Source organism: Acinetobacter stercoris, assembly GCF_900323515.1.
GTDB lineage: Bacteria > Pseudomonadota > Gammaproteobacteria > Pseudomonadales > Moraxellaceae > Acinetobacter > Acinetobacter stercoris.
Window position 1 is genome coordinate 1 of the sequence record NZ_OOGT01000107.1, and the last position, 12,980, is coordinate 12,980.

General features: G+C 38.1%; 13 protein-coding genes. 12 read left to right on the top strand and 1 reads right to left on the bottom strand.

Going from position 1 to position 12,980, the window contains the following annotated elements; translation table 11 throughout:
• Positions 1-100 precede the first annotated feature (100 nt).
• The 9 genes from KPC_RS11670 (at position 101) to rdgB (ending at position 10,160) form a co-directional block, all read left to right on the top strand.
• The gene (locus KPC_RS11670; RefSeq protein ID WP_121974551.1) at positions 101-2,374 is read left to right on the top strand and encodes a TonB-dependent receptor; all 2,274 of its coding nucleotides are present in this window, start codon (positions 101-103) and stop codon (positions 2,372-2,374) included.
• Between the two features lie 97 nt (positions 2,375-2,471).
• The gene (locus KPC_RS11675) at positions 2,472-3,155 is read left to right on the top strand and encodes a Fe2+-dependent dioxygenase (RefSeq protein ID WP_121974552.1); all 684 of its coding nucleotides are present in this window, start codon (positions 2,472-2,474) and stop codon (positions 3,153-3,155) included.
• A gap of 20 nt (positions 3,156-3,175) precedes the next feature.
• A complete protein-coding gene (locus tag KPC_RS11680) occupies positions 3,176-4,285 on the top strand; it encodes an alpha-hydroxy acid oxidase (protein WP_121974553.1) in 1,110 nt (369 codons plus the stop codon).
• A gap of 256 nt (positions 4,286-4,541) precedes the next feature.
• Positions 4,542-6,239 carry a 2-isopropylmalate synthase gene (leuA, locus tag KPC_RS11685; protein ID WP_121974554.1) on the top strand — a complete coding sequence of 566 codons (1,698 nt, stop codon included), beginning with the start codon at positions 4,542-4,544 and terminating at the stop codon, positions 6,237-6,239.
• A 126-nt stretch (positions 6,240-6,365) separates the two neighbouring features.
• Complete coding sequence (gene metX, locus KPC_RS11690; RefSeq protein ID WP_121974555.1) at positions 6,366-7,526, top strand: homoserine O-succinyltransferase MetX; 1,161 nt, start codon at positions 6,366-6,368, stop codon at positions 7,524-7,526.
• Positions 7,526-8,119 carry a methionine biosynthesis protein MetW gene (metW, locus tag KPC_RS11695; RefSeq protein WP_121974556.1) on the top strand — a complete coding sequence of 198 codons (594 nt, stop codon included), beginning with the start codon at positions 7,526-7,528 and terminating at the stop codon, positions 8,117-8,119. The genes metX and metW overlap by 1 nt, the downstream gene beginning before the upstream one ends.
• Entirely contained in the window at positions 8,116-8,706 is a 591-nt protein-coding gene (locus KPC_RS11700) for a tetratricopeptide repeat protein (RefSeq protein ID WP_121974557.1), read from the top strand. The genes metW and KPC_RS11700 overlap by 4 nt, the downstream gene beginning before the upstream one ends.
• A 128-nt stretch (positions 8,707-8,834) precedes the next feature.
• A complete protein-coding gene (locus tag KPC_RS11705) occupies positions 8,835-9,428 on the top strand; it encodes a Type 1 glutamine amidotransferase-like domain-containing protein (RefSeq protein ID WP_121974558.1) in 594 nt (197 codons plus the stop codon).
• Between the two features lie 105 nt (positions 9,429-9,533).
• Positions 9,534-10,160 carry an RdgB/HAM1 family non-canonical purine NTP pyrophosphatase gene (gene rdgB / locus KPC_RS11710; RefSeq protein ID WP_121974559.1) on the top strand — a complete coding sequence of 209 codons (627 nt, stop codon included), beginning with the start codon at positions 9,534-9,536 and terminating at the stop codon, positions 10,158-10,160.
• Positions 10,161-10,206: 46 nt separating this feature from the next.
• On the opposite strand, the gene KPC_RS11715 is transcribed toward rdgB, so the two are convergent.
• Positions 10,207-11,082, bottom strand: a complete 876-nt coding sequence (locus KPC_RS11715; protein WP_121974560.1) for an AEC family transporter — start codon at positions 11,080-11,082, stop codon at positions 10,207-10,209.
• 161 nt (positions 11,083-11,243) lie between these two features.
• On the opposite strand from KPC_RS11715, the gene KPC_RS11720 reads away from it, so the two are divergent.
• The 3 genes from KPC_RS11720 (at position 11,244) to tatC (ending at position 12,745) form a co-directional block, all read left to right on the top strand.
• Positions 11,244-11,468 (top strand): Sec-independent protein translocase subunit TatA, encoded by a 225-nt coding sequence (locus tag KPC_RS11720; RefSeq protein ID WP_121974561.1) that lies wholly within the window; start codon positions 11,244-11,246, stop codon positions 11,466-11,468.
• A 15-nt stretch (positions 11,469-11,483) separates the two neighbouring features.
• A complete protein-coding gene (gene tatB, locus KPC_RS11725; protein ID WP_121974562.1) occupies positions 11,484-11,948 on the top strand; it encodes a Sec-independent protein translocase protein TatB in 465 nt (154 codons plus the stop codon).
• A 71-nt stretch (positions 11,949-12,019) separates the two neighbouring features.
• Positions 12,020-12,745, top strand: coding sequence for a twin-arginine translocase subunit TatC (tatC, locus tag KPC_RS11730; protein ID WP_407641989.1), 726 nt, complete (start codon positions 12,020-12,022; stop codon positions 12,743-12,745).
• Positions 12,746-12,980 lie beyond the last annotated feature (235 nt).

The window sequence follows — 12,980 nt, forward strand, 5'->3', positions numbered from 1 at the left end:
TTGTTCCATTGTGAATAACAATTGTAAACTAATGAAATGAAAAACAAGAATCATTATTATTCGCATACAAAATTCACAGTCACTTTTTTTGAGTTACAATATGGCTTTCATTAAAACGCGTAAAAAGATTGTATCTTCAGCAATTGCGTCTTCATTATCTGTAATGGCAACAACTGCTATTGCAGCTCAGGATGAAGCTGCTCAGCTCCCTACAATCCATGCACAGGCAAGTGCTGAACAACAAAGTTTGAAAGTTGACAAATCAGCAAATAATAAATTTGTTGCTCCATTACTCGACACACCAAAATCTGTATCAGTAATATCAAAGCAACTCATTGAAGATACAAATGTTACAACATTAAGTGATGCATTACGTACTGTTCCGGGGATTACATTAGGTGCAGGTGAAGGTGGAAACCCAAACGGTGACCGACCATTCATCCGTGGCTATAGTTCAGAAAGTTCAATGTATGTTGATGGTGTTCGCAACTCGACCTCCCAAAACCGCGAAATGTTTGCAATCGAACAGGTTGAGGTAATTAAAGGTTCATCGTCATCATTAGGCGGTGGAGGTTCTGTTGGTGGTAGCGTCAACATGATTACCAAAACTGCGAAAAAAGGTGACTCACTTGAAGGTTCTGTACAAGGGGGTACAGACCAATATGCACGTGTTACTTTAGACGGTAATAAAGATTTTGGTAATGGTATTGCTGCACGTGTAGCAATCATGGGACATACCAATGAAAAAGCTGGTCAAGCAGATGGAGCCGAATACAAGCGTTTTGGTATCGCACCAAGTATTACATTTGGTTTAGATACCCCTACTCGTGCAACATTAAGCTACTATTATTTAAAAACTGATGATACCCCTGACTCAGGTGTTCCTTATTGGGATGGCAAAACCAATACCGCGACAGGTAAACCGTTAACTGCCAAGCAAGGTATTTATTATGGCTGGAAAGATCGTGATTTCCAAAAACAAGAAAACCATATTGGAACCTTCAAATTAGAGCATGATTTTAATGAAAATCTGACTTTGAGTAATGTTGCAACATACAGTAAATCGAAAAATGATTATATCTGGACACAGCCAGACGATTCAAAATTGAATATTGCGAACGGTCAAGTGGTTCGTCGTGCTAATGCCCGTATTACAGATACAGACGGTTATAGCGATCAACTCAGCTTGCGTGGTAAATTCAATACTGGTGCAATCAAGCATAGTTTCAATATCGGTGCAGAATATAGCTATCAAGAGTCTGATAAAGGTAACTACTTACTTACTGATCTAGGTCAAAAACCATCATCAACATTACCTGGTAATATTGGTGGAAATAAAGGTTGCTCGGGACTAACATCGATTACCTCAAACTACTGGTGTACAGATGCCTTTAATCCAAACTCATCAGACCCTTGGTTAGGAAGCATCGCAGCCAATAAGAAAGTTACAACGACAACGGCTGAAGCAACATCGCTTTATTTATTAGACAGTATTGAATTTAACCCTCAATGGTTATTAGACCTTGGTGTACGTTGGGACAAGTTTGATACAGAGCTCAAAACCAATGCGACTGGTGAAAAAGTTGAGAACAATACAGACTTTTTCTCATATCAAGCAGGTTTGACCTTTAAACCAGCACAAAATGGTTCAATCTATGCAAGCTTTGCAACGTCTGCTAACCCTGTAGGGATCGATGCAGGTGATGGTTCGGAGACTGCACTTAACTCAACTACGAACTTAAAAGATCTTGACCCAGAAAAAGCACGTACCTATGAACTCGGTACGAAATGGGATTTACTGGACAATCGCCTAAATGTAACTGCTGCTGTTTTCCGTACAGAAAAACAAAACACGCGTATTCAACTTGATTCAAACACTTATACCAATGGCGGTGAAAGCAAGGTTGATGGTTTTGAGCTTTCTGCAAACGGTAATATTACAGATAAATGGGCAATATCTGCTGGCTATACTTATCTGGACAGTGAGTCAACTAAAAATGGTAAATCATGCCGTGGCACTGGTGCAACTGCGACATGTACAGACAACACTATCTACAATGGTAATCGAATGCCAAATGTACCTAAAAACAGTGCAACTTTATGGTCAACATATAAAGTGTTACCTAAGTTAACTATTGGTGCTGGTGCATTCTATGCAGACAAAGTATATGGCGATCTAGCAAATACAAAATATGTTCCATCATATGTACGCTACGATGCGATGGCGCGTTATGACGTGACTAAAAATGTAAACTTACAACTTAATGTCAATAACATCTCTGATAAACGTTATTTCACTAAAGCCTATGCATCTCACTATGCAACTGAAGCTGATGGTCGTAATGCAGTGTTAGCAGTTAACTTTAAATTCTAATTGATAAATTCCATATAGATACTATGGAATTTAATATAAAATAGCCTCTTCATGGGGCTATTTTTATATATAAAACTTTTAATGAAAGGTATTTGCCGTGATCCACCATATTCCACATATTCTCAGCAAAGAACAGGTTCAGCACTTTCGTCAAGAAATGCAAAAAGTTGAATGGGTAAACGGTAAAGTCACAACAGGCTCTTTATCTGCTTCGGTAAAAAATAATCAGCAACTTCCAGAAAACCATCCATTTACTGAATATTTAGGCAATATCATATTAGAATCTTTAGGTCAGCATCCTTTATTTTTATCTGCCGCGCTTCCTTTAAACATCCTCCCTCCTTTTTTCAATCGTTACGAAAATAATGAAACCTTCGGTTTTCATGTTGATAATTCTATACGTCTCATTCGGGGAACACGTGAACGTATTCGTACCGACCTTTCCTGTACAGTGTTTTTAAGCGAACCAGAAGAATATGAAGGTGGTGAATTAGTTGTTGAAGATACTTACGGTTATCACGAAGTCAAACTCCCTGCTGGTGACATGATCTTATATCCATCAACCAGCGTACACGAAGTTACACCAGTGACCAGCGGTTGCCGAATTGCTTCCTTTTTCTGGTTACAGAGCATGATTCGGGATGACGCTGATCGTTATATGCTGTTTAACTTAGACCAATCTATCCAGAATTTACGTATACAACTTGGTGATCAACACGCTGAAGTTGTAAAACTCACCAGTATGTATCATAACCTGATGCGTAAATGGGCTGAGCTCTAAACCCTTTTTGAGAAAAATAGATGTCCAACACTCTGCGACCTGCTCTAAATAATATTCCTCCACACTTACAAACTTTGGCAGATTATGAAAAAGAAGCCATGCATTTTTTGCCTGAAGTAACATGGCATTATCTGCAAGGTGGTGCAATGAGTGAATCCAGTATTCGAGAAAACCTGAACTCCTTTGAAAAGATAAAGCTCATTCCAAGGCATCTAAATGATCTGACCCAAGGCAATACTGAATGCCATTTTTTAGGACAAACCTTTCCACATCCAATTTTTCTTGCACCTATTGGGCATCAGCAACTTTTTCATCCACAGGCAGAAAAAGCAACCAGTCTTGCAGCGGAGGTATTACAAAGTAATATTCTCCTCAGTACATTTACCAATACATCACTACAGGAGCTCAACAAAGAAAATCCTTACAAGTGGTTCCAACTCTATTGGCAAGGCGAACGAGAAAAATCTTTACAACTGCTCAGAGAAGCAGAAGCACACCACTATAAAGCGATTGTCATCACGGTTGATTCGCCACACAAAGGCATTCGTGATCGTGAAAATCAGGTTTTTTTTCAACTACCTGAAGGAATGCAACACCCTCATACGCCTGCACATATTCCATTACCAGAATTAAAAGAAGGTGATCATCCTGTATTTAATGGTCTAATGAAAATCGCACCAACATGGAAAGACATCGAATGGCTAGTTGAACAAACACATTTACCAGTCTTGCTAAAAGGTGTCTTACACCCTAAAGATGCCGAAATAGCATTAGCAATAGGTATAAAGGGGCTGATTATTTCTAATCATGGTGGTAGAGTTTTAGATACAAGCATTTCTCCTATACAGGCTTTGGCAAAAATTCGACAGCATGTTCCAAGAGACTTTCCATTATTACTTGATGGAGGTATCCGACGGGGTACTGACGTATTTAAAGCTTTGGCAATGGGTGCAAATGCTGTACTTATCGGTCGCCCTTATATTCATGGTCTGACCGTAGCAGGTGCTTTAGGTGTCGCCCATGTCATCAGAATTTTAAAGGAAGAATTTGAAATAACGATGGCACTGATGGGAACAGCCAGCACAAAAGAAATCAATTTAGAATATATTTTTCAAGAATCGTACTTTTAGAGGTAAATTTTTTCTTTCTTCAAAAAAAAACTGCAGATTTAGGAAAATATTTTCTATTTTATTGATTTATGATAATCCAATGAGATTACAAGATAAACGAATTGAATTTTATGTAGTGTTGTAATCTTGAACAGACATCAAGTGTAAGGTTAACCCCCCAATAGCTTGAAGTTTAAAAAGATAGACACAATCTATATTTGTAGTATGTTGCCTTTATCCAAGACTTGAGCAACCCCTACTACGCAGGAGTTTTCACATGATGTTGGCAGATCCAAGCAAAAAATACCGTCGCATGTACCAACGTGTCGACTTACCAAATCGCGAATGGCCAAATAAAGAAATCAATAAGGCACCTATTTGGATGAGTACCGACCTGCGTGACGGTAACCAGGCGATCTTTGAGCCAATGAACATCGAACAGAAATTCAAAATGTTCCAGATGCTTGTGAAAATTGGTTTTAAACACATCGAGATTGGTTTCCCTTCTGCATCTCAAATTGACTTTGATTTCACTCGTAAATTGATCGAAGAAGGTCATATTCCTGATGATGTTTATATTGAGGTTTTAGTTCAGGCACGTGATCATTTGATCGCTCGTACTTTCGAAGCCTTACAAGATGCAAAACGCGCTATTGTGCATATTTACAATTCAAACTCACCGACATTCCGTAAAAAAGTATTAAATGTCGATGTTGAGGGTGCAAAACAGTTGGCGATTAATGCTGCTACCAAAGTGAAAGAATATGCAGCGAAACAGCCCGAAACTGAATTTATTTTCCAGTACAGTCCAGAATGTTTTTCAGCGACTGAATTGGAAGTTGCAAAAGATGTGTGCGATGCAGTAACGGAAATCTGGGAAGCATCTCCAGACAATAAAGTCATCTTGAATTTGCCTGCGACAGTTGAAGTATCGACACCAAATGTCTATGCAGATCAAATCGAATGGATGCATAAAAACATTGAACGTCGTGATGGGGTATTGATTTCAGTCCATTGTCATAATGACCGTGGTTGCGGTATCGCTGCGTCCGAATTGGCGATTATGGCAGGTGCCGACCGCGTTGAAGGTTGTGTTTTCGGTAATGGTGAACGTACAGGTAACGTTGACGTTGCTGCTATTGCATTAAATATGTATAGCCAAGGCGTTGCACCAGAGTTGGATTTCTCAAATATTAACGAGATCATTGCGACTGTTGAAGAATGTACAGGCTTACCTGTTCACCCACGTCATCCATATGCAGGAGATCTGGTCTTTACAGCATTCTCTGGTTCTCACCAGGATGCAATCAAGAAAGGTTTTGAGTTCCAAAAAGACGAAGAAATCTGGGATATGCCTTACTTACCAATCGACCCTAAAGATTTGGGACGTGATTACGATGCTGTGATTCGAGTCAATAGTCAATCTGGTAAAGGCGGTATTGCATATTTATTAGAATCAAACTACAACGTCGTATTACCTCGTCGTTTACAAATTGAGTTTTCTCAAATTGTTCAACAAGTCACAGATGAAGAATGTACTGAAGTTACAGCTTCTGAAATCTGGAAGTTATTCAAAGATACTTATGTTGTCGCAAAAGATGCTCATTATTCTGCGAAAAACTACAAGTTACATGATGAGAATGGCAACCAGATCATTGAACTTGATATAGAAGTTGATGGTGAAACCCAACACTTGCGTGGTGAAGGTAATGGTCCAATCTCTGCGATCTTAAATTCACTTCAATTACCAATTGATGTATTGAACTATGAGGAACGTAGTATTGGTTCTGGTGCCAATGCCAAAGCATTAGCATTGATTGAGCTTCAAGTTAAGGGCACAGGAAGATCTGCATTTGGTGCAGGGGTACATGACAACATTGTTACCTCATCAATCGAAGCCATTATTGCAAGTACCAATCGTTTAATTGAACAAGGTGTCCTTAGTACAGATCAAGTCATTGCAGCTGCTATCTAATCTGCACTATTAAACGTATCGTTATATAGATATAGCTTTTTAATTGTAAAAAAACTTTTAAAAGGATACCCTTAATCAGGTATCCTTTTATTTATTTCATCTCAAGATTTAAGGCGAATTATTTCTGTGTCTTTTCCAGCTGACTCAGTGGGTTTAGTCACCCCGCAAAAGTTCCAATTTGAAGAACCATTAGCGCTTGAATGTGATCGTATACTGCCTCGTTTCGAACTTATGGTAGAAACTTACGGTACGCTAAATGCTGATAAATCTAATGCCATTCTGATCTGTCATGCCCTTTCTGGTCATCATCATGCTGCTGGATATCATCATAAAGATGACAAAAAAGCTGGCTGGTGGGATGCTTGCATTGGACCTGGTAAAGCTATTGATACTTCAAAGTTTTTTGTGGTTGCATTAAACAATATTGGTGGGTGTAATGGGTCTACCGGTCCAACATCGCCAAACCCTGAAAATGAAAATCGTCCATATGGACCAGATTTTCCGTTGGTTACAGTCCGTGACTGGGTTAAAACCCAGGCAATGCTTTCTGACCGTTTGGGAATTGATGTCTGGTACGCAGTAATCGGCGGTTCTTTAGGTGGCATGCAGGCTTTACAATGGTCTGTAGACTATCCGGATCGCTTGAAAAACTGTGTCATCATTGCCAGTGCCCCTAAACTTTCAGCTCAGAATATCGCGTTCAATGAAGTAGCTCGCCAATCTATCTTATCTGATCCTGATTTTCATCATGGTCGTTATCTGGAAAATGACAGCTACCCGAAACGTGGTCTCATTTTGGCACGTATGGTGGGTCATATTACCTATCTTTCCGAAGAAGCCATGAAACAAAAATTTGGCCGCGATTTAAAATCCGGCAAATTTATGTATGGTTTCGATGTTGAATTTCAGGTTGAAAGCTATTTACGTTATCAAGGTGAACAATTCAGCCGTAACTTTGACGCCAATACTTACCTGATCATGACCAAAGCTTTGGATTATTTTGATCCATCACGTGAATATGATCTGTCTCTTAAAAAAGCCATGTCAAATACAAAATGTCGTTTCCTGGTGATTTCATTTACCACCGACTGGCGGTTTAGCCCAGAGAGATCCCAAGAAATCGTTGACTCACTGATTAGCAATCAAAAACCTGTCAGTTATCTGGATATTGATGCAGAACAAGGGCATGACTCATTCTTGTTCCCGATCCCACTCTATGTAAAATCCCTACGTGCTTTTTTAGGTGGTTCTGAACACTTGGCAAAGACACCTAAGGAGGCAAACTAATGCGTATTGATCATCAACTTGCAGAAAAGTGGATTCAGCCTGATTCACGTGTTCTTGATTTAGGTTGTGGTGATGGAGAATTGCTTGCTCATATGAGCAAAAAACACAATATTCGTGCATATGGTCTCGAAATAGACCAAGAAAAGATTGCAATTGCCATCAGTAGAGGGTTAAATATTATCCAACAGGACTTAAACTTGGGTTTGGGACGCTTTGCGGACCAATCTTTTGATTATGTCGTTATGGCACAAGCTTTGCAGGCTGTTGATGCGCCAGATGTGCTTCTACGCGATATGGTGCGTGTGGGGAAACAGGCAATTATCACTTTTCCTAACTTTGCGCATTGGAAGACACGATCTTTCCTTGCTTTGAAGGGAATGATGCCAGTTTCAGATGCTTTACCGTATATGTGGTACAATACGCCAAACATCCACTTATGCACATTTCGTGATTTTGAAGCATTATGTGCTGAGAATCATATTCGGATTATTAATAGACTCGCTGTAAATGGGAATCAACAAGGGAGCTTACTCAGTAAGTCTATCCCGAACTTGTTCGGCGAAGTTGCAATTTATCGAGTGAGCGCTCTATGAAAAAAATATTATTAGGCAGTACTTTATTTTTGGGGCTATTGAGTTTTCAAACCCATGCAGACTATATTCCACAGAAGCAGTCCACTTCTGCAATGGCAGCACAATATGCACATATGGGTGTAAATGATTTACAACGTGCTGCCAAAGCAGGTCAGCCAGCTGCACAATTTTACCTTGGTATGCATTACCAGTATGGTAAGGATGTTGCAAAAGATCCTAAACAAGCTTTCGCCTGGTATAAAGCAGCTGCAGATCAAGGTATTACTTCTGCCCAGCTCAATGTGGGTCGTATGTACGCTGATGGTGTTGGTGTCTCAAAAAATGAAACTTTAGCACGTCAATACTTTGAAAAAGCAGCAAGTCGTGGTGATAACCGCGCCAGCTTTAACCTAGCTGTAATGGAAGAGCAAAAGAAAAACTACATGGGTGCATACCAATGGTATGAACTTTCAACCCGTGATGGCATGTTAGACAATAAAGTCATGAATATGTCAGAAGCGAAAAAAACTGCTTTGGCAGCAAACTTAACACCAGATCAAATCCGTACTGCGCGTGATCGTGCAGATAAATGGATTCAAGCTCAATAATACTTTTAGTGAGTTTATATAAAGCACCTACGGGTGCTTTTTTTTAAGACTAGAATTCTTTTTTACAAAAATAGCCAAAACTATTTTACTTCTAATATTCTAATAAAAGCCATTTGGGAATCTGATCAATGAAAAAAATATTTTTAACCTCATCTTTTGCAGAAGTAAAACATCACTTTCCCAAGTTTATTAATGACAACCTGCAAGGGAAAACTATTAGCTTTATTCCGACAGCTAGCCTAGTTGAAGAAATCAGATTTTATGTAGATGAAGATCGGGAAGCATTGAAAAGTCTTGGTTTGGTTATTGATGAATTAGATATATCAGCACTTCCTTCACAAGTTATACAAGAAAAACTGAAGCAAAATGATTACATCTTTGTTTCGGGAGGAAATACATTTTATTTACTTCAGGAGCTTAGAAAATCAGGTGCAGATCAATTTATTATCGAGCAAATCCAGCGAGGAAAACCATATATTGGTAGCTCAGCGGGCAGCATTATTTTAGCTCCCGATATAAAATATATTGCAGATATGGACGATAAAAATAAAGCAACTCAACTCGACGACTATAGCGGACTAGATATGATCAATTTCTATCCTCTTCCACACTATGCAAATGAACCCTTTCAGGAAATCACCCATAAGATTTTTCAAGAATTTAAGCAAAAACTTAAATTGACACCATTAAATAATGATGAATATATACAAGTCATTGAATAGGTTTGTTTATGATGTTGAGCCAATCAACTGAACCATCTCCCCCAATTTAGCAATTTCAATGAAATCAGTTAGAATATTTCCTATTTTAAAATCAGAGTTTTTAATATGTCATCTAAAGAATGGCTCTCCCAAGGAAGTCTTGTACTTGCAAGTAACAATAAAGGCAAAATTGCTGAATTTTCAAAAATGTTTAGTGATCTAAATCTACCAGTTGACGTGATTCCCCAAGGGCAACTTAATATTGAAGATGCGATTGAAGATGGTTTAAGTTTTGTTGAAAATGCAATTATCAAAGCCCGTCATGCTTCTAAAGCTTCTGGTAAACCTGCAATTGCAGATGACTCCGGAATTTGTGTGCCAGTTTTAGATGGCGCACCTGGTATTTATTCAGCACGATATGCTGGTCATCATGGCAATGATGCTGCAAACAATGAAAAACTATTGAATGATCTAAAACCTTATCGTCAAGCAGGACAAGTAATAGAAGGAATGTTCGTTTGTGTACTTGCTCTCGTGCAGCATGCAGAAGATCCCCTCCCCCAGATTTTTCAGGGCATCTGGAAAGGCGAAATTCTGGAAGCTCCTCGTGGTGAAAATGGTTTTGGTTACGATCCTTTATTCTGGTTACCTGATTTAGGGATATCAAGTGCAGAAATGACAAAAGAAGAAAAGAATAAAATCAGTCATCGTGGACAAGCTATGCACTTGTTTAAAGTAAGCTTAGAAAATTAATTCTATTTTGCTTGAAAGGTTAATAACTGTAAGCTTTTCAAGCAAATCATATAAAATGTAAAACAATCCCATACAAAATACAGACCACACAGCTAACCATCGTTCCTGATGCAATATATCGGGCTGACTCTCCTGTACCATGATAGTGCGTTTCCAATGCCACAATATTGGCAGCAGGAGGCAAACAAAAAAATAAGAACATCACCCCGATATATTCTTCAATATGCGGGATCGGAATGAAACGATAGGTTAAAGCACAAATCACTACACCACAGAGTAATTTTAAAATGGCAACTTTTGAGCTATAGATAAGATCATTTGTATGTACTCGAGTGATCCTTAACCACATTCCTAATACACACATACCTGCAAAACTCATCCCCCATTTAGAACCTGTATAAACAAGGTCTACAATTTCATGTTTTTGTAAATGCTGGACATCAAAAAACCTAAAGATTAAAGCAATGAACAATGCAATCACTGGTGGAGATTTTAAAACTTTCTTGACGATACTTAAAAAAGGCTGTGGTTCAGAGCTTACGGAAGTGACCGCCCATGTATTACCAAAAATAGAACCGCCAACATACAATGCAATCATTGGTGCACTGACATTTGGACCAAAAAGTGCTAATCCAATCGGAAACCCTAACCAAACCATATTGGTATAACTAAAACATAGTGCTTGTAATCGGTCTTTTGAAATAAATAGAAATATAAAAAATAATAAAAAAGCTGAAAAAAAGCTGAAAAGCATCAGCCCAAGACTACCTGCTTTATAGAAAACCATATTGTAAATAATTACAACAGGAATAAATAATCGAGCAAGCATTGTTGAAAGTAGCGATTTTAAATCGCTTGAAAATGAAAACATTGCCAAAACTAAGCCACAAATAAAGCCTGCAAGTGGTAATAGCAATGCCACGATAAATATCCTAGTTTGTGATCAAGCTGTTCATGCTATCACGTAATTATCTCAGATCTCTTAAAATACTTTGAAGCATTGTCTTTAAATTGCAATATAGATGTCACTAATTTGTCATGCAGACCTGTTGATATAGTCCTATTCAAAATAGGAGTCAAATTATGGCTGGTTTATCTATTTGGCATGTGGTGATTTTCGCTATTGTCGTGATTTTATTATTCGGTACATCTAAACTTAAAAACCTGGGTAAAGATGTCGGCGGTGCTGTTAAGGATTTTAAAAAATCCATTCGTGAAGAAGAAGAAACCACAACAGCAGCAATCAAAGAACCTCGTACAATTGAACATCAAACAAACGCTGATGTGAACTCTACAGTAAAGAACTAAACTGAGGGGTGGATCATGCTTGATGTTGGATTTTCTGAATTACTCGTCTTTGGCATTATTGCGCTTTTGGTTTTAGGTCCAGACAAATTACCTGAAGCTGCCCGTTTTGCCGCAAAATGGTATACAAAATTTAAACGTGCCATTACCAGTATTCAAAATGACATTGACCGTGAACTTCGCCTTTCAGAATTACGCGAGCAAATGCAAAATGAAATGCAGCGTATTCAAGAGCTTGAACAAAAAATGCAGGCTCAGATGCAAGAGTTACAACAACAATCTAAACAGGCTGTAGAACAAGAGCAAGAAACAGCAACTTCGGAAAATAAAACTCATCCCCCCATTTATTTTTATATTGAAAAAACGGTTTCTTATATTTATATACCTGAGTTTTGGATTAAAAACGCAGCATTTATAGATCACAAAGCTGTACAGGAAACAGAAACATTGCAAATTCTTCCTGAATTAAAGGTTGCTGTATGACTACTTCTCTTACACCTCAAGTGCAAAATCCGGCAGATGAAACAATTGACCCAAGAGGTCAACTGGAGTCTATGCCAATTACCTCACACCTGATGGTACTTCGCAAACACTTGATGAAAATTGTAGGCGTGCTGATTGCAATATTCTTTTGCTTATTACCCTTTGCAAATAAGACCTACTCGACTCTATCTGAACCATTAAGAGCACAGCTACCTGTAAATTCATCCATGATTGCCACAGATGTAACAGCAACATTTATGGCTCCATTCAAATTGAATTTTTTTATTGCATTAATGCTGGCAATGCCTTTTATCATTTATCAGCTCTGGGCATATGTAAAACCTGCGCTATATGAAAAGGAAAAAAATCTGGCATTTCCCTTACTTGTTGGCAGTATTACCCTGTTTTATGCAGGTATTGCTTTTGCATACTACATAGCACTCCCTTCAATTTTACATTTTTTCATTAGCGTATCCCCTGATACTGTCGCACCTATGACCGATATCAATAGTTATCTGACTTTTTGTTTAAAACTATTTTTAGTCTTTGGTGTGACTTTCGAAATTCCGATTATTACCTTATTACTAATCCTGGCTGGTTTTGTTACGACAAAAACATTGGCTGAAAAACGTCGATTTATCATTGTTGGATGTTTTTTTGTTGCCATGTTTATGACTCCACCAGATGCAATTTCGATGATCATGTTGGCTATTCCAATGTGGATGCTATTTGAGTTAGGTTTACTCTTTGGCAAAGTTATTGAAAAAAGAAAAAAAGTCGAAGCACAATCACAATAAATAAATCACGATAAAATAAAAACTTAAGCATCGAACTAAGACCATTAGTTCGATGTTTTTTATTTAGCATGATTATCACTTTAAATTACTAGCTCCACTACACTCAAAGCTGCAAATACTAAAGAGCATGATTTCATTATTAAGCATTTTGATCACATAATTCAAAGCACATACTTTCCTTGCCTTAATCTAACTACAAGTATCCATTCTCTATCCATTTAAAAAATATTTATTG

Excerpts from the sequence above, each read along its gene's own strand:
- KPC_RS11670 (WP_121974551.1), top strand. The coding sequence starts at position 101 with ATGGCTTTCATTAAAACGCGTAAAAAGATTGTATCTTCAGCAATTGCG.
- KPC_RS11680 (WP_121974553.1), top strand. The coding sequence starts at position 3,176 with ATGTCCAACACTCTGCGACCTGCTCTAAATAATATTCCTCCACACTTA.
- leuA (WP_121974554.1), top strand. The coding sequence starts at position 4,542 with ATGATGTTGGCAGATCCAAGCAAAAAATACCGTCGCATGTACCAACGT.
- metW (WP_121974556.1), top strand. The coding sequence starts at position 7,526 with ATGCGTATTGATCATCAACTTGCAGAAAAGTGGATTCAGCCTGATTCA.
- KPC_RS11700 (WP_121974557.1), top strand. The coding sequence starts at position 8,116 with ATGAAAAAAATATTATTAGGCAGTACTTTATTTTTGGGGCTATTGAGT.
- KPC_RS11705 (WP_121974558.1), top strand. The coding sequence starts at position 8,835 with ATGAAAAAAATATTTTTAACCTCATCTTTTGCAGAAGTAAAACATCAC.
- rdgB (WP_121974559.1), top strand. The coding sequence starts at position 9,534 with ATGTCATCTAAAGAATGGCTCTCCCAAGGAAGTCTTGTACTTGCAAGT.
- KPC_RS11720 (WP_121974561.1), top strand. The coding sequence starts at position 11,244 with ATGGCTGGTTTATCTATTTGGCATGTGGTGATTTTCGCTATTGTCGTG.
- tatB (WP_121974562.1), top strand. The coding sequence starts at position 11,484 with ATGCTTGATGTTGGATTTTCTGAATTACTCGTCTTTGGCATTATTGCG.
- tatC (WP_407641989.1), top strand. The coding sequence starts at position 12,020 with ATGCCAATTACCTCACACCTGATGGTACTTCGCAAACACTTGATGAAA.